The organism is Xanthomonas sp. LF06-19 (assembly GCF_034105425.1).
Taxonomy (GTDB): Bacteria; Pseudomonadota; Gammaproteobacteria; order Xanthomonadales; family Xanthomonadaceae; genus Xanthomonas_A; species Xanthomonas_A sontii.
Map to the genome: position 1 here is coordinate 221375 of NZ_JAXGGH010000007.1, position 15485 is coordinate 236859.

14 protein-coding genes and 1 pseudogene are annotated in these 15485 nt (G+C 69.8%); 6 read left to right on the forward strand and 9 right to left on the reverse strand.

What is annotated here, in order from left to right; all coding sequences use genetic code 11:
- Nucleotides 1-9: 9 nt before the first annotated feature.
- The 3 genes from SLW55_RS15240 to aceB form a co-directional block, all read right to left on the reverse strand.
- Nucleotides 10-1053, reverse strand: a complete 1044-nt coding sequence (locus SLW55_RS15240) for a GGDEF domain-containing protein (RefSeq protein WP_320745358.1) — start codon at nucleotides 1051-1053, stop codon at nucleotides 10-12.
- A gap of 245 nt (nucleotides 1054-1298) precedes the next feature.
- A complete protein-coding gene (gene aceA / locus SLW55_RS15245) occupies nucleotides 1299-2594 on the reverse strand; it encodes an isocitrate lyase (RefSeq protein WP_017908067.1) in 1296 nt (431 codons plus the stop codon).
- Nucleotides 2595-2737: 143 nt separating this feature from the next.
- Nucleotides 2738-4378, reverse strand: coding sequence for a malate synthase A (gene aceB, locus SLW55_RS15250; RefSeq protein ID WP_295965791.1), 1641 nt, complete (start codon nucleotides 4376-4378; stop codon nucleotides 2738-2740).
- A 108-nt stretch (nucleotides 4379-4486) separates the two neighbouring features.
- Between aceB and SLW55_RS15255 the strand changes: the two genes are divergently transcribed.
- From SLW55_RS15255 to SLW55_RS15270, 4 genes are all read left to right on the forward strand, one after another.
- Nucleotides 4487-5455, forward strand: coding sequence for a LysR family transcriptional regulator (locus SLW55_RS15255; RefSeq protein ID WP_267101521.1), 969 nt, complete (start codon nucleotides 4487-4489; stop codon nucleotides 5453-5455).
- 82 nt (nucleotides 5456-5537) lie between these two features.
- On the forward strand, nucleotides 5538-6260 hold the full coding sequence (locus SLW55_RS15260; RefSeq protein WP_284468142.1) for a helix-turn-helix domain-containing protein: 723 nt from the start codon (nucleotides 5538-5540) through the stop codon (nucleotides 6258-6260).
- Nucleotides 6261-6399: 139 nt separating this feature from the next.
- A complete protein-coding gene (locus SLW55_RS15265) occupies nucleotides 6400-6702 on the forward strand; it encodes a TfoX/Sxy family protein (protein ID WP_226978459.1) in 303 nt (100 codons plus the stop codon).
- Between the two features lie 188 nt (nucleotides 6703-6890).
- Nucleotides 6891-7244: a VOC family protein gene (locus SLW55_RS15270; protein ID WP_152182337.1), complete on the forward strand. Its 354-nt coding sequence runs from the start codon at nucleotides 6891-6893 to the stop codon at nucleotides 7242-7244.
- A 125-nt stretch (nucleotides 7245-7369) separates the two neighbouring features.
- Here SLW55_RS15270 and lepB read toward each other — a convergent pair whose 3' ends face one another.
- The 6 genes and pseudogenes from lepB to SLW55_RS15300 all read right to left on the reverse strand — a co-directional run.
- Entirely contained in the window at nucleotides 7370-7999 is a 630-nt protein-coding gene (lepB, locus tag SLW55_RS15275) for a signal peptidase I (RefSeq protein ID WP_267105347.1), read from the reverse strand.
- A gap of 134 nt (nucleotides 8000-8133) precedes the next feature.
- The gene (locus SLW55_RS15280) at nucleotides 8134-8514 is read right to left on the reverse strand and encodes a hypothetical protein (RefSeq protein WP_320745359.1); all 381 of its coding nucleotides are present in this window, start codon (nucleotides 8512-8514) and stop codon (nucleotides 8134-8136) included.
- Between the two features lie 157 nt (nucleotides 8515-8671).
- Nucleotides 8672-9181 (reverse strand): hypothetical protein, encoded by a 510-nt coding sequence (locus tag SLW55_RS15285; RefSeq protein WP_295969296.1) that lies wholly within the window; start codon nucleotides 9179-9181, stop codon nucleotides 8672-8674.
- A gap of 100 nt (nucleotides 9182-9281) precedes the next feature.
- The gene (gene dcp / locus SLW55_RS15290) at nucleotides 9282-11441 is read right to left on the reverse strand and encodes a peptidyl-dipeptidase Dcp (RefSeq protein ID WP_265531285.1); all 2160 of its coding nucleotides are present in this window, start codon (nucleotides 11439-11441) and stop codon (nucleotides 9282-9284) included.
- A gap of 215 nt (nucleotides 11442-11656) precedes the next feature.
- Nucleotides 11657-12622 (reverse strand): isoaspartyl peptidase/L-asparaginase, encoded by a 966-nt coding sequence (locus SLW55_RS15295; RefSeq protein WP_232757215.1) that lies wholly within the window; start codon nucleotides 12620-12622, stop codon nucleotides 11657-11659.
- Nucleotides 12623-12838: 216 nt separating this feature from the next.
- Nucleotides 12839-13603 (reverse strand): annotated as a pseudogene (locus tag SLW55_RS15300) (cyanophycinase); the annotation flags it as partial.
- Between the two features lie 157 nt (nucleotides 13604-13760).
- Here SLW55_RS15300 and SLW55_RS15305 point away from each other — a divergent pair.
- Entirely contained in the window at nucleotides 13761-14333 is a 573-nt protein-coding gene (locus tag SLW55_RS15305) for a sigma-70 family RNA polymerase sigma factor (RefSeq protein ID WP_017911627.1), read from the forward strand.
- The gene (locus SLW55_RS15310; protein ID WP_043094103.1) at nucleotides 14314-15372 is read left to right on the forward strand and encodes a FecR domain-containing protein; all 1059 of its coding nucleotides are present in this window, start codon (nucleotides 14314-14316) and stop codon (nucleotides 15370-15372) included. The genes SLW55_RS15305 and SLW55_RS15310 overlap by 20 nt, the downstream gene beginning before the upstream one ends.
- Nucleotides 15373-15485 lie beyond the last annotated feature (113 nt).

Sequence of the window (15485 nt, forward strand, 5' to 3'; positions counted from 1 at the left end):
CGCGGTGACTCAGCAGGGGGCAGAGGCGAGGTCGTGCCAGTACAGGCGGTTGCCGCCCTGGCGCTTGGCTTCGTACAGCGCCGCGTCGGCGTTGGCGTACCAGTCGTTCCAGTCCGAATGCGGATCCACCCGGCTGATGCCGATGCTGACCGGGCAGATGTGCGGCGCCGGGTGCGGCACGCCCAGCAGGTTCTGCACGGTGGCGAGCACGAACTCGCCGATGCGGCGCAGGTCCTCGACCGTGCCGGCGGCCACCAGCAGGCAGAACTCGTCGCCGCCCAGGCGGCACGCCGTGTCGTCCGGCCCGGCCACCGAGCGCAGGATGTTGGCGACGTTCTGCAGCACGCGATCGCCGACCAGGTGACCGTGGGCGTCGTTGATGTGCTTGAAGCGGTCGCAGTCGATCAGCAGCAGGCCCGGGCCGGGCGAGCGGCCATCGCGGCGACGCTCCTGCAGGCGCAGGATCAGTCCGCGGCGGTTGTGCAGGCCGGTCAGTTCGTCGGTCCGCACCAGTTCCTCGGTCTGGCTGAGCTGGTGGGTGGTGGCGTAGAGGTTGTCCAGCGCCGCTTCCAGGTCGCGGTTGCGCCGGCGCAGCTGACGGATCAGGGTCTGCTCGTTCATCACCACGCGCATGATCGTGCGGCGCAGGAAGTAGGCGACCACGCCCGGGTCGCGCTCGACCAGGCGCTGGAAGTCGTCGTGGTCCAGTTCCACCAGGGCGCCGTCGCTGGCGGCGAGCGCGTCGGCGCTGCGCATGTGGTTGCCGATCAGCAGGCCCAGCTCGCCGAAGAACTCGCCATGGCCGAGGTGCTTGACCACCAGGTCCTCGCCGAAATCCAGATCGATCACGCCGCTGGTGATCACGAACATCGCGCTGCCGCCGTCGCCACGGCGGAACAGCACATCGCCGGCGCGCACCGTCCGGGCGCGACCGAACTCGGAAAACAGACGCAATTCTGCGGCGGTCAGCACCGCCAGCTCGTTCGGCTTCGGAGCGACCGCAGCGTTGGAAATTGTGCCGCGTGCGGTGGATGCGGCGCTGTCGCAGCTCATCCGGCCCCCTAATGTGACGTCGCTGGCCCTGTCCGCGGAGCATAGCACCTACACGCCGCGCTCACGATACGTTTCACAGGCAATCTCGCCCCTGCAAGAGACATCGCAAGCCGCCGCTGCGACGATCTGTCGCACGCGGTAGACAGCGCCGTTCCGCTGACGGCAGCGCAAAAAAAGCCCGGGCGAACCCGGGCTTCCCACCTCCTGCCAGGGAGGGGCGATCGATCGGCGCGCCTGGCTGCAGGTCAGGCCGCTTTCTCGCCATGGAACTGCTCTTCCTCGGTCGAGCCCTTCAGCGCGGTGGTCGAGGACTGACCCTGCTGGATTGCCTGGGTCACCGCATCGAAGTAGCCGGTGCCGACCTCGCGCTGGTGCTTGACCGCGGTGAAGCCGCGGTCGGCGGCGGCGAACTCGGCCTCCTGCAGTTCGACGAAGGCGCTCATCTGCCGGCGCGCGTAGCCATGCGCCAGGTTGAACATCGAGTAGTTCAGCGCATGGAAGCCGGCCAGGGTGATGAACTGGAACTTGTAGCCGTAGCTGGCGATCTCGCGCTGGAACTTGGCGATGGTGGCGTCGTCCAGGTTCTTCTTCCAGTTGAAGCTGGGCGAGCAGTTGTAGGCCAGCAGCTTGCCGGGGAACTTGGCGTGGATGGCCTCGGCGAACTTGCGCGCGAACTCCAGGTCCGGCTTGCCGGTCTCGCACCAGATCAGGTCGGCGTAGGGCGCGTACGCCAGGCCGCGGCTGATCGCCTGGTCCAGGCCCTTGTGGGTGCGGAAGAAGCCCTCGACCGTGCGCTCGCCGGTGGTGAAAGGGCGATCGTTGGGGTCGATGTCGCTGGTCACCAGGTCGGCGGCCTCGGCATCGGTGCGCGCCACCAGCAGGGTCGGCACGCCCATCACGTCGGCGGCCAGGCGCGCGGCGTTCAACTTCTCGATCGCCTCGCGGGTCGGCACCAGCACCTTGCCACCCATGTGTCCGCACTTCTTCACCGAGGCCAACTGGTCCTCGAAGTGCACGCCGGCCGCGCCGGCCTCGATCATCGCCTTCATCAGTTCGAAGGCATTGAGCACGCCGCCGAAGCCGGCCTCGGCATCGGCCACGATCGGCTGCAGGAAGTCGATCTCGTCCTTGCCCTCGGCGTGGTGCAACTGGTCGGCGCGCAGCAGGGTGTTGTTGATGCGCTTGACCACCGCCGGCACCGAGTCGGCCGGGTACAGCGACTGGTCCGGGTACATCTGCCCGGCCAGGTTGGCGTCGGCGGCGACCTGCCAGCCGGACAGGTAGATGGCGTTGAGCCCGGCCTTGACCTGCTGCATCGCCTGGTTGCCGGTCAGCGCGCCCAGCGCGTTGACGAAATCCTTTTCGTGCAGGTACTTCCACAGCTTCTCGGCACCGAGCCGGGCCAGCGAATGCTCCACGTGCACCGTGCCGCGCAGGCGCACCACGTCGGCGGCGGTGTAGTTGCGGGTAATCCCGGCCCAGCGCGGATCGGTGTCCCAGTCGCGCTGGATCTGTTCGGCGGTCTGCAGCGTGGTGCTCATCTGGCGTTCTCCTCGAAATGGATACAGCGATGAAACGGTGGGGGTGTGGCTGGATTGAAGGCGTGGCCGGCATGGAAGGGGTCCGACGCGGGAACATCGCTTTCACGATTCCCCATTCCCGACTCCCCACTCCCGGCTTCCAATCAATCAATCAACTGATAGGCCGGCAAGGTCAGGAAATCGGCCAGTTCTTCGTCACGCGTCAGCCGATCCAGCAGCGCGATGGCCTCGTCCACCCGCGCCCCGCCCGGCAGCAGCGCGCGCTCGCCCAGCCGTGCCGGCAACTGCCGCAGGCAGGCGTCGAACAGGGCGAAGTCGATGGCGGTGCCGTCGTCCAGGTGCAGGCCGCCCACGTGCAGCCACTGCCACAGCTGGCTGCGGCTGATCTCGGCGGTGGCGGCGTCTTCCATCAGGTGGTGGATCGGCACGCAGCCGTTGCCGTCCAGCCACGCCGCCAGGTAGCGCACGCACACTTCGATGTTGCCCTCGAAGCCGGCGCGGGTGATGGTGCCGGTGGACGGGGCGATCAGCGTGTCGCGGTCGGCCTGCACGTCCTCGCGACGCACCGCGTGCTGGTTCGGCGTGCGCATGTGCTCGTCGAACACGGCGCGGGCGATCGGGATCAGCGCCGGGTGCGCCACCCAGGTGCCGTCGTGGCCGGCGGTGACCTCGCGCAGCTTGTCCGCGCGCACCCGCGCCATCGCCTGCTCGTTGGCCGCCTCGTCGTGGCCGATCGGGATCTGCGCGGCCATGCCGCCCATCGCATGCGCGCCACGGCGGTGGCAGGTGCGGATCAGCAGTTCCGAGTAGGCCTTCAGGAACGGCTGGGTCATGGTTACCTGGCCGCGTTCGGGCAGCACCCGGTCCGGATGCCGGCGGAAGGTCTTCAGGTAGGAAAAGATGTAGTCCCAGCGGCCGCAGTTCAGGCCGACGATGCGCCCGCGCAGCGCATGCAGGATCTCGTCCATCTCGAACACCGCCGGCAGCGTCTCGATCAGCACGGTGACCTTGATCTGGCCCTGCGGCAGGCCGAGCATGTCCTCGATGTGGGCCAGCGCGTTCTCCCACAGCGCCGCTTCCTCCATCGACTGCAGCTTGGGCAGGTACAGATACGGACCGCGGTCCTTGGCCTGCAGCGCGCGACCGTTGTGGAAGGCGAACAGCGCCGCATCGAACAGGCCGCCGGCCAGGGGCTGGCCATCGACCAGCACGTGCTTCTCATCCAGGTGCCAGCCGCGCGGGCGCACGATCAGCACCGCCTGCTCCTCGTAGGGCCGCAACGTATAGCGCTTGCCCGGGCTGCCGTCGCGCGCGGCCGGCGCGGTGAAGGTCAGGGTCCCGGCCACCGCCTCGGCCAGCGCGCGCTGGCCGGCGACCAGGTTGCGCCAGGTCGGCGCGGTCGAATCCTCGAAGTCCGCCATGTACACCTTGGCGCCGGAGTTCAGCGCGTTGATGACCATCTTCGGATCGGTCGGGCCGGTGATCTCGACCCGGCGGTCCTGCAGCGCCTCGGGCAGCGGCGCCACCTGCCAGTCGCCCTCGCGGATCGCGCGGGTGTCGTCGCGAAAGTCCGGCAGGCCGCCGGCGTCGAAGAACGCCTGGCGCTCGCGCCGCGCGGCCAGCCGCGCCTGCCGCTCCGGCTCGATCGACCGGTGCAGCGACACCAGCAGGGCCAGCAGCGGCGGCGGCAGCAAGGCGTCCTGGCCGGCCAGCGAGGTGGTCAGGGCGATCCCCGGCGTTGAACGCGTGGGGTCTGGAGCGACAGCGAAAGCGGGGGCGGACATGTGGGGATTCCTCGATGTTTCCGGGGCTCCACCCTGCTTCCAGGCCATGTATTTGACAAAGCAGTTTTGTCAATGCTTTATATAAGTAAGCCTTATATCTGTCACATCATGGCCACGGGAAGCGCTGCAACCCCCCGATTTCCTTACAAATCCGACCGGCTCAAGCCGTTGCGCGCGTTCTGCCAGACGGTGCGTCTGGGGGCGGTGTCGCGGGCCGCGGAGGCCTTGTTCGTCAGCCAGCCGGCGGTGACCCTGCAATTGCAGGCGCTGGAACGCGAACTGGGCGTGGTGCTGTTCGAGCGCAGCGGCCGGCGCCTGGTGCCCAGCCGCGAGGGCCAGTTGCTGTACGAGATGGCGCAGCCGCTGGTGGAGAGCCTGGACCGGCTGGAGGCGGATTTCCGCGAGAAGGCGCGCGGGCTGGACGCCGGCGAACTCAACGTCGCTGCCAACAGTTCCACCATCCTCTATCTGCTGCCGAAGATCGTGGAGGCCTTCCGCGCCCGCCACCCGCAGGTGCGGCTGACCCTGCACAACGCGATCAGCGCCGACGGCACCGACCTGCTGCGCGAGGACGCGGTGGACCTGGCGGTCGGCTCCATGCTCGACGTCCCCGCCGACCTCAGCTACGCCCCGGTGTACCGCTTCGAACAGTTGCTGATCGCCCCGCCCGACCACCCGCTGGCGCGCAAGCCGAAGCTGACCCTGGAGGACCTGTCGCCGTACCCGCTGATCCTGCCGCCGCGGCGCCAGGTCACCTATCGCCTGGTCGACCTGGTGTTCCAGCAGGCGCGCGTGCCCTACACCGTGGCGCTGGAGGTCGGCGGCTGGGAAGTGATCAAGCAGTACGTGGCGATGGGCATGGGCGTGTCCATCGTCAGTTCGATCTGCCTCACCGACGCCGACCGCGCGCGCCTGGCCACCCGCGCGCTGGGCGATTACTTCCCGGCGCGCAGCTACGGCGTGGTGGTGCGCAAGGGCAAGTACCTGTCGCCGCAGGCGCGCGCCTTCATCGAGCTGATCCAGCCGGACCTGTTCACCCCGCGCGGCTACGACGAGAGCGGGCCGTCGGAGCGGTAGAAACGCCACACCCGCGCTCCGCAGCAGCACCACCGGGCTCTGCTACCGTGGCGGCACGCCCGCTGCACACCACCGACCGCCCGTGTCCCTGCCCTCCCGCTACGCCGAAGCCGACGCACCACCGGCGTTGCGCGATCGCCTGCGCTGCAGTTGGCGTTTCCGCCAGGGTCAGGCCGACACCGCCGCGACACAGGTGCTGCCCGATGGCTGCGTCGACCTGATCTGGGACGGCCGCGCGTTGTTCGTCGCCGGACCGGATCGCCGCGCCACTGACGCCACGTTGGCGCCTGGCAGTGTGCTCAGCGGCGTGCGCCTGGCGGCAGGGGCCGGCGCCAGCCTGCTCGGTGTACCGCTGCAGGCCATCGCCGACCAGCGCGTGCCGCTGGACGCGCTGTGGGGCGTCCGCGGCCGCGACTGGCAGGCACGGCTGGAGGATGCCGCCGATCCGCTGGCGGCCTTGCACGCGCTGTGCGCCAGCCGCCCGCTGCAGGCCGACAGCGCGATGGCCTGGCTGTTCGCGCAACTCGCCGGCGCGACGCCGCCGCGGCTGGCCGCATTGACAGCCGCGCTGGGCGTCAGCGAACGCACGCTGCGCCGGCGCAGCCACGAGGCGTTCGGCTACGGCGCCAAGACCCTGGAGCGCATCCTGCGCCTGCAGCGCTTCCTGGGTCTGGCGCGCCAGCATCCCAGCCTGACCGCGGCGGCGCTGGAGGCCGGCTACGGCGACGCCCCGCACCTGGTGCGCGACAGCCGGCAACTGACCGGCCTGAGCCCGCGCGAGCTGGTGCAGCGGCACGCGCGCTGATTTGGCCTGCGACGTCGCCACGCAGCGCGACGGCGCCGCCACGGCATCGTCCCTGAAGCCTCGTGTGGCACCATTTGTTACCGTGCCGACAGACGCGGACCCGAGGTGATACATGGCCAGAGATCCAGGCTTGGAACACATGCTGCGCGACGTGCTCCAAGCGCGGCCGGGCCTGACCGAGAAAGCGATGTTCGGCGGCTGGGCCTGGCTGGTGCACGGCCACCTGCTGTGCGGCGCACGCGACGACGGCGTGCTAGTGCGGCTCGGCAAGGGTAACGACGGATGGGCGTTGGCGATCCCCGGCATCGTGCCGATGCTGTCGCGCGGCCGGGCCATGGCGGGCTGGATCAGGGTCGCGCCAGAGACCTTCGCCGACGACGCGCTCGCCGCGCGCCTGCTGCGCGAGGCAACCGCCTTCGTGCGCACGCTGCCGCCGAAGTGAGCGCAGTGCCGGCCTTCCCAGGCCGGCCGCGCGCGGCGTCGGCGCGACGTCGCTGCAGGAAACCGGCGTGTCGCTCGACCGAAGCAGGACGCCGCCGCTCGCCAACGGCGGCACGCATGCTGGCCGTTTTCGCCAAGCCGGCGCCGCCCCGGCGATGGATACTGGCGGCTCTTCCACAGGAGCCGCCCATGTCCCGCGCCGAGCAGCATCACCGCATCGACTATCTGGAATTCGCCGTCGCCTCGATCGCCGCGGCAAAGGCCTTCTACGGCCAGGCCTTCGACTGGACCTTCCAGGACTACGGCCCGGACTACTGCGAATTCCGCGACGGCCGCCTGAGCGGCGGCTTCTTCCACGGCACGCCGCAACCCGGCGGCGCCCTGGTGGTGCTGTACTCCAACGACCTGGCCGCCACCCAGGCGCGCATCGAAGCCGCCGGCGGCCGCATCGTGCGCCCGCTGTTCGACTTCCCAGGCGGGCGCCGCTTCCACTTCGCCGACCGCGACGGCTACGAACTGGCGGTGTGGTGCGAGGGCTTCTGACGGCACCGCGGCACCAGCAGGTTGCCTCCGCAGGAGCGGCTTCAGTCGTGACGGGCACTCCCGGTAACGCCTGTCGCGGCTGAAACCGTTCCTACGGATCAGGTCGCGTCATTGCGCGCGGTGCCCTACAGCCGCGCCCACTCGAATCCCTCGCCGCGGCGGTAGAACACCGCCAGCGCCTTGCCGTAGACGCTGTCGGCATCGACGAAGCCGAAATAGCGGCCATCGAAACTGTCGCCGCGATGATCGCCCATGACCAGCAGCTTACCGGGCGGCACCCACACGTCGTGCAGATCCGGGCCACCACCCGCATCGAGGTCCAGCCGCGCAGTGCGCGCGCCGAACCGCTCGGCATCGTCTGCGGCGCCCACCTGCAACGGCTGGCCGTTGATGGAGAGATGGCCATCGCGCACATCCACACGGTCGCCCGCCACCGCCACCACGCGCTTGATCAGGCGGGTGCCGTCGTGCGGCGAATCGAACACCGCCACGTCGCCACGCTGCGGCCGACCGCGTTCGAACACGCGGTATTCGGTGAACGGCACGCGCAGCCCGTAAGCGCTCATGTCCACGGCGACGCGATCGCCGGGCTGCAGCGTCGGCTGCATCGAGCCGGAGGGCACCACATAGTGATTGGCGAAGGACGACCGCGCGGCGGTGAGCAGCAACAGCATCACCACCATCGGCACCAGCTCCTTGCGGGTCCAGCGCGCGGCGCGCTGCAGGCGGGAGGCATGCGGATCGGCGTGGGTCATGGGGTACCTGTGGCGAGCGAGGGCGGCACGGGTCGTGCCATCGCGACAGTGCGCGCTCGGCGGCTCGCGGGGCCAGTGACGAAAGGCATGGCGCCGCCCGGCACAGACGCCTGCCGACACCATGCAGACGGCAACTACTTGCAGTCCGGAAACTCGCCCACTTTGACGACCGGAGGCAGACGTTCCTCGTTTCCGCCATCACTCCCTTGCTCGCCATCGAGATAGGTGATCCGCGCGCCTTTACCGTCGCGACGCACCGCGTAAAGCGGTTCGTTCCGGTCGGAGTACACCACGAGCTTTCCGTCTTCGACGCGCGTCGACAACAAGGCCGGCGTCAAAGGCCCGCCCTCGTAGCGCTGGATCAACAGCCGAGTGCCATCGACGGCAGGCAGGATCCATAGCGTCGTCCCCAGCAACTCCCCCTCTTCCTCGATGCGACAGACGTTGGAGAAGCTTTGCGGCCGCGATGCGCTGAAATGCGCCGGCCCCGTCGCCGCGCTCACCAGGAGCGCCATGGCAAACATCATGCTTCGATACTCCCATGCGTCAGATGGATAAATCAGCAGCGATCATGCCGCCCTGTCGAGACACGTTACCAGGGCGCCCTTCCCCCGGCCGCAGCGCGCGTCAGCGTGCGAGCAAAAGAACGGCAGTCACGCCGTCGGCCGATTCCTACGGCATGACCTCGATGCGGTTGGACGTAGCGGCCTTGAGGGAACCCACCTGATCGGAAACATTCGCGGCGGTGGTCGCCGGAAGTTCGCGGTACCGCAACAACGGCTGCACAGCCACCAAATAGCGGCGTCCAGGGACGATCCCGTAGTTCCGGGACAGATCCACCGTCGCGGATTTCGACTCGCCCGGACCCAGGATCACGTCGGGCCTCGAACCCGGCAGCTGGCTCACGTAGATGCCGCGGTAGGCCACAGCGCTTCCGTCCTCCTGCAGCACTCGTAACACATTCGCTTGCAGTCGCCCGTCGCGGTTCACCTCGGGGATATCGGCATCCGGCACCGCGATCGGCTGATCGCCCGCATTGACCAGGGTGATCGTGATGACCGCTGCGCCCGCGCGCTTGCTGCCTGCTTGCGCGTGTTCCAGCCGGATCTCCAACCGCCCTGCGGCAGACGCCGCAAAACAGGCGCCCAGCAGCGCCATACCGACAATCCAGCGTCCCTTCATGACCATCTCCTTGTGGATGGAGTATCCGGACACTCCAACAAAAAACGGGATGGCCGCAAGGCCATCCCGTTCTCGACACACTCGATCGGCGCAGCGCCGATCAGTTCTTCAGACCGCGGTTTTCCAGCAGCGGCTCGACGCTGGGGTCCTTGCCGCGGAAGTCGCGGTACAGGGTGGCCAGGTCGACGGTGTTGCCGCGCGAGAGGATCTTGGCGCGGAAGATGTCGCCGTTGGCGCGGGTCAGGCCGCCGTGCTCCTTGAACCACTGGAACGCGTCGTCGTCGAGCACTTCCGACCAGAAGTAGGCGTAGTAGCCGGCCGAGTAGCCGCCGCCCCAGATGTGGTCGAAATAGGTGGTGCGGTAGCGCGGCGGCACTTCCGGCAGGTCCACCTTGTACTTCTTCAGCGAGTCGGCCTCGTACTTGTCCACGTCCTGCAGCGGCGCGTCGGCCGGCAGGGTGTGCCAGGACAGGTCGAGCAGCGCCGCCGACAGGTACTCGGTGGTGGCGTAGCCCTGGTTGAAGGTGCGCGACTTCTTGATCTTCTCCACCAGGTCGGCCGGCATCGCTTCGCCGGTCTGGTAGTGCTTGGCGTAGTGCGCGAACACCTTCGGATCCGACGCCCAGTGCTCGTTGAACTGCGACGGGAACTCGACGAAGTCGCGCGAGGTGGCGGTGCCGGCCAGGGTCGGGTACTTCACGTTGGAGAACATGCCATGCAGCGCATGGCCGAACTCGTGGAACATGGTGGTGACGTCGTCGAAGCTCAGCAGCGCCGGCTGGCCCGGGGCGGGCTTGGTGAAGTTGCAGACGTTGTAGACCACCGGCTTGGTGCCGGTCAGGCCGTTCTGGCCGACGAACTCGTCCATCCAGGCGCCGCCGGACTTGCTGTCGCGCTTGAAGTAGTCGGTGTAGAACAGCGCCAGCGACTTGCCGTCCTTGTCGAACACTTCATAGACCTTCATCCCGTCGTGGTAGGTGGGGATGTCGGTGCGTTCCTTGAAGGTGAGGCCGTACAGCTGGTTGGCGGCGTAGAAGACGCCGTTCTGCAGCACGTTGTCCAGTTCGAAGTACGGCTTGATCTGCGCTTCGTCGAGGTCGTACTTGGCCTTGCGCACCTGCTCGGCGTAGAAGTCCCAATCGGCGGCGGTGAGCTTGAAGCCGCCCTTCTGCGCGTCGATCACCTTCTGCATCTCGGCCGCTTCGCTGCGCGCCTTGGCGGTGGCGGCGGGCACGGTGTCGGTGAGCAGCTTCAGCGCCGCGTCCGGGGTCTTGGCCATCTGGTCGCTGAGGCTGTAGGCGGCGTAGCTGTCGAAGCCGAGCAGCTTGGCCTTCTGCGCGCGCAGCTGCGCCAGGCGCTGCACGGTCTGGCGGGTGTCGTTGGCATCGCCCTTCTCGGCGCGCGACTGCGAGGCGGCCATCACCTGCTGACGCAGGTCGCGGTCCTTCAGCGAGGCCAGCACCGGCTGCTGGGTGGTGTTCTGCAGGGCCAGCAGGTACTTGCCGTCGAGCTTGCGCGCGGTGGCGTCCTGCGCGGCCGAGGCGATGTCGCCGTCGGACAGGCCGTCGAGCTTGGCCTTGTCGTCCACCACCACCGCACCGGCGGCGGTGGCCGCGACCAGCTTGGTGTGGAACTGCGTGGCCAGGGTGGTCTCTTCGACGTTGAGCTTGCGCAGGGTGGCCTTGTCGGCGTCGGACAGCTGCGCGCCGGCACGCACGAACTCCTGGTATTCGTACTCGACCAGGCGCTTCTGCTCCGGGTCCAGGGTCAGCGTGTCGCGCTGGTCGTACAGGCTCTTGATGCGCGCGAACAGCTTCGGGTCCAGGCTGATCTCGTCCTGGTGCGCGGCCAGCTTGGGCGCGATCTCTTCCTGGATCTTCTGGCGGGCATCGTTGGTGTCGGCCTGGACCAGACCGAAGAAGATGCGCGACACGCGGGTCAGGGTCTCGCCGCTGCGCTCCATCGCTTCCAGGGTGTTGGCGAAGGTGGCCGGTTCCGGGTTGTCGGCGATCTTGCGGATCTCGGCCAGGTGCTGCTTCATGCCCTCTTCGAAGGCCGGCAGGTAGTCGCTGTCCTTGATCTTGTCGAACGGCGGCGCCTGGAACGGCAGCGTGCTGGGGGTCAGCAGCGGGTTGGCGGCGGCGGCGGGCTGCGCGGCGGCCGGAGCAGCGGGGGCGGCGGGCACGGGGGTGGACTCCTTACCGGAACAGGCAGCCAGCGCCAGGCTGATGGCGGCGGCCAGAACGACGTTACGCGACATGAGGTGGAACTCCTGGGAGGACCTTGGGGCCAAGACAGCCGCTCACGTTACCGGGTTTGCATGGCAGCGGCATGTGCCATTGGCTCGGCCCGGCGCGGCAGCCAGCCGGCGTACAGATGGCCGGGCGCAGGCATGGCGCCAGCGCCCCGACACGGTGCCGGCCACGCGACGCGTTGCACGGCCGGCGCCCCGCAGGGAGCGCCGGCGCGCGAGGCTCACTGCCCGCCGGGCAGCGGCAACGCCTCGTCCTTGAAGATGGCCACGTGCGGCACGCCGTCGGCGCCGATCCAGCCGCGGTACATGCCCTCGGTGTTGAACGGGAAGGCCACGCTGCCGTCGGCGCCCAGCGCGATCGCACCGCCGTCGCCGCCGGCCTTGGGGATCTGCTGGTCGATCACCGCGTCGGCGGCCTGGGCCAGGCTCTGTCCGGCGTACTTCACCCGCGCGCAGATGTCGTAGGCGGCCACCGCGCGGATGTAGAACTCGCCCCAGCCGGTGCCGGACACCGCGCAGCGGCTGTCGGCGAAGGTGCCGGCGCCGATGATCGGCGAATCGCCGACGCGGCCGTAGCGCTTGTTGGTCATGCCGCCGGTGGAGGTGCCGGCGGCCAGGTTGCCCTGCAGGTCCAGCGCCAGCGCACCGACCGTGCCGAAGTGCTTGGCGGTCTCCAGATCGGCGTGCGCCTGCTTGTTGGCTTCTTCCTTCAGCGCCTGCTGCAGTTGCTGCCAGCGCTTCTCGGTGCGGAAGTAGGACGGCGCGACCAGCGCGATCCCGTGCTGCTTTGCGAAGACCTCGGCGCCATCGCCGACCAGCATCACGTGCTCGGACTGGTCCATCACCGCGCGCGCCAGTTCGATCGGGTTCTTGACCCGGTGCACGCCGGCCACCGCGCCGGCCTTGCCGGTGCGGCCGTCCATGATCGCCGCGTCCAGTTCGTTGCGGCCGTCGTGGGTGAACACCGCGCCCTTGCCGGCGTTGAACTGTGGCGAGTCCTCCAGCACAGTGATCGCCGCGGCGACCGCATCCACCGCCGGCTTGCCCTGCGCCAGCAGCGCCTGCCCGGTACGCAGCGCCTTCTCCATGGCCGCGCGCGCCTCGGCCAGGTCGGCCGGGCTGCTGCTGGCGCGCTCGACGCCGGCGCCGCCATGGATCACCAGCGTGGTGGCCGGGATCTCGCGCATGCGCCCGTCCTGCACCGCGTAGTAGCGGTGGAAGACCGGTGCCTCGACGCGGCCGTCGGGCAGGTGCAGGGTGGAACCGGGGCCGACCCCGACGGTCTCGATGCGGGCGGCCTGCAGCGGCTGTCCGGCCGGGGTGGGCGGTTGCAGCGGCCCGGCGACCACGGTGGCCACGGCCTGCGGATCGGTGGCATAGACGCGCGCGGTACCGTCGCCCTCCACCGCCACCGCGGCGCTCTCGTCCACGCCCAGGCCGATCAGCGGTTCCCCCTTGGGCGCCAGGGTGGCGGCCTTGGCGCGGAACGCGAACAGGCGGCCGAGGCGGTCGCGCTCGCGGAAGTGGGTATCGGTGATGACCCGCTTGAGCAGGTCCAGGTGCAGGAAGTCGGTCTCGATGGTGACCGCCGGCCCCAGCGGATCGGCCAGCGCCGCCGGGCTGGTGATGCTGCCGCCGTCCATCGAGCCGTACAGGTACTCGCCCAGCATCGCCAGGCCGGCGCTGGTGCCGCCCAGCGGCTTGCCGGCGCGCACGTGCGCATCCAGCGCGTCGGCCACCGGGGTGTTCTTCCAGTAGCGCACGTAGCGCGACTGGTCGCCGCCGGCGATGAAGATGCCGTCGGCGCGGGCCAGCGCGCGCAGCAGCGCCGGATCGCTGGAGGCGCCGCGGCCGCTGAACACGAACGTCTCGACCGAGGCCACGCCGCCGACCTTGCGGTAGAACTCCTCGCCCACCTCGTTGGCCTGCGAGGCGCGCAGCACCACCACGTGGCCGTGCCCAGCCTTGGCCATGAACCAACGCAGCGCGTCGTAGTTGCGGTCGCCGCCCCCCATCAGCAGCAGGCCGGGCGACACCGGGCCGGGTGTGGGCGCGGCCGGATCGCCGACCAGGTACTGGCGGTAATCGCGCGCGACGGCGGGCGTGGCCAGGCACAGGCCCAGCAGCAGCGACATCCAGGGCCGGAACATGCCGACGGAACGGGTCATGCGGATCTCCTCGGGAACGGGGCGGGCAGGCGAGCGTGCGGCTCGTTGCTGAGAGGGGACGAACGGCGGCACGGTTTCCCCCCGCCGCCGTCACCCTCCCACGTCGGCGCGCGCGGCACTTGCCCGCACGCACCGGCGATCGGCTAATGTGGGATCCATGTCCGCTTCCCTCGACGATTGGTTCGTCCAAGAAATCCTCGTCCACGAGCAGGCGCTCAGCGGCTACCTGCGGCGCTGCTGGCCGCATCGCGAGGAGTGGCACGACCTGCGCCAGGAGATCTACGTGCGCGTCTACGAGGCCGCCGGCAAGGCCCGGCCGAGCCTGCCCAAGTCGTTCCTGTTCGCCACCGCGCGGCACCTGATGACCGATCGGTTGCGCCGCAACCGGGTGGTGTCGATCGAGGCAGTGGGGGATCTGGAGTCGATGCACGTCCTGATAGACGAGCTGTCGCCGGAACGCTGGTGCGGCGGACGGCAGGTGCTGGGCCGGCTGGCGGCGGCCTTCGACCGGTTGCCGGACCGCTGCCGCAGCGTGGTCTGGCTGCGGCGGGTCGAGGAACTGCCGCAGAAGGAGGTGGCCGTGCGCCTGGGAATCAGCGAGAAGAGCGTGGAGAAGCACGTGGCCCGGGGCATGCGCCTGCTGGCCGATCATTTCCATGGCGACGAGGGCGCGGCGGCGCCGGCGAAGCCGATGCAGGCGCGGGCACGCGATGGACAGCAGGTGGATTGAGGCGCGTGCGGCGGCCTGGCTGGCGCGGCGCGACCGCGACGACTGGTCCGACGCACGGCAGGCGCGCCTGGATGCCTGGCTGGCCGCGGCCACCGCGCACCGGGTGGCGTTCCTGCGCCTGCAGGCCGCCTGGCAGGAGAGTGGGCGCCTGCAGGCACTCGGCGCCGGCCAGCGCGATGGGCAGGTGCCCGAACGCGGCCGCTGGCAGGGTCTGGGCGGCCGCAGCACGCTGGCGCCGGCCGCCACGGCCGCCACCGCCGCGCCGGACCTGCGCGGCCTGCGCTTCGCCCCGCGGCCGCGTGCGCCGCGGCGACGGCGCTGGCCGGCGGCGCTGGCGGCCGCGCTGCTCGGTGCCGCGGTGCTGTCCCTGGTCTGGCGGCATGCCGTCGAACCGGTGCCGACCGCCTATGCCAGCGTCACCGGCCAACTGCGTCCGGTGGCCCTGGCCGACGGCTCGCAGGCCACGCTGAGCAGCGACAGCCGCATCGCGGTGGCGCTGTCGCGCGCGCAGCGGCGCATCGACCTGCAGCGCGGCGAGGCGTTCTTCGCGGTGAGCAAGGACCCGGGCCGGCCCTTCGTGGTCGACAGCGGCGCGCGCCGGGTGGTGGCGGTGGGCACGCGCTTCGCGGTGCGCCGCGAGGCCGATGCGCTGCGCGTGGTGGTCACCGAAGGCACGGTGCGGCTGGAATCGGCGGGCGCGCCGCAGGCGCCGCCGCTGCTGCTGCATGCCGGCAGCATCGCCCAGGCCGGGCCGCACGGGGTGCTGGTACGCCGGGTCGCACTGGCCGAGGCCGAGCGCGCGCTGGACTGGCGCAGCGGCTACCTGAGTTTCGACGACACCCCGCTGCAGGCGGCGGTGGCCGAGTTCAACCGCTACAACACGGTCAAGCTGCAGGTCGCCGACGCCGGTGCCGCGGCGCTGCGGGTCGGCGGCAACGTGCGCTGGTCCAACGTCGACGCCTTCGTGCGCCTGCTCGAACAGGGGTTCCCGATCCGCGCCGAGCGCCACGGCGACACGGTGTTGTTGCACAGCCGGTAAGCCGTCCCGCGTCGCGCCGGGCGGGCGCGGCGGCGGGGGGATTTGTCGGTCTCGTTCGTCTGGAGCTACTGAGGCGCGCTCCGCGCCCGTTTGGGGAGAAAACTCGATGCGGT

What these genes read in the sequence shown, in the direction of transcription:
- SLW55_RS15270 (WP_152182337.1), top strand. Translation starts at nt 6,891, where the DNA reads ATGTCCCGCGCCGAGCAGCATCACCGCATCGACTATCTGGAATTCGCC.
- aceA (WP_017908067.1), bottom strand. Translation starts at nt 2,594, where the DNA reads ATGAGCACCACGCTGCAGACCGCCGAACAGATCCAGCGCGACTGGGAC.
- SLW55_RS15295 (WP_232757215.1), bottom strand. Translation starts at nt 12,622, where the DNA reads ATGCGCGAGATCCCGGCCACCACGCTGGTGATCCATGGCGGCGCCGGC.
- dcp (WP_265531285.1), bottom strand. Translation starts at nt 11,441, where the DNA reads ATGTCGCGTAACGTCGTTCTGGCCGCCGCCATCAGCCTGGCGCTGGCT.
- aceB (WP_295965791.1), bottom strand. Translation starts at nt 4,378, where the DNA reads ATGTCCGCCCCCGCTTTCGCTGTCGCTCCAGACCCCACGCGTTCAACG.
- SLW55_RS15280 (WP_320745359.1), bottom strand. Translation starts at nt 8,514, where the DNA reads ATGGCGCTCCTGGTGAGCGCGGCGACGGGGCCGGCGCATTTCAGCGCA.
- SLW55_RS15285 (WP_295969296.1), bottom strand. Translation starts at nt 9,181, where the DNA reads ATGAAGGGACGCTGGATTGTCGGTATGGCGCTGCTGGGCGCCTGTTTT.
- SLW55_RS15310 (WP_043094103.1), top strand. Translation starts at nt 14,314, where the DNA reads ATGGACAGCAGGTGGATTGAGGCGCGTGCGGCGGCCTGGCTGGCGCGG.
- SLW55_RS15255 (WP_267101521.1), top strand. Translation starts at nt 4,487, where the DNA reads ATGGCCACGGGAAGCGCTGCAACCCCCCGATTTCCTTACAAATCCGAC.
- SLW55_RS15305 (WP_017911627.1), top strand. Translation starts at nt 13,761, where the DNA reads ATGTCCGCTTCCCTCGACGATTGGTTCGTCCAAGAAATCCTCGTCCAC.
- SLW55_RS15240 (WP_320745358.1), bottom strand. Translation starts at nt 1,053, where the DNA reads ATGAGCTGCGACAGCGCCGCATCCACCGCACGCGGCACAATTTCCAAC.
- lepB (WP_267105347.1), bottom strand. Translation starts at nt 7,999, where the DNA reads ATGACCCACGCCGATCCGCATGCCTCCCGCCTGCAGCGCGCCGCGCGC.
- SLW55_RS15265 (WP_226978459.1), top strand. Translation starts at nt 6,400, where the DNA reads ATGCTGCGCGACGTGCTCCAAGCGCGGCCGGGCCTGACCGAGAAAGCG.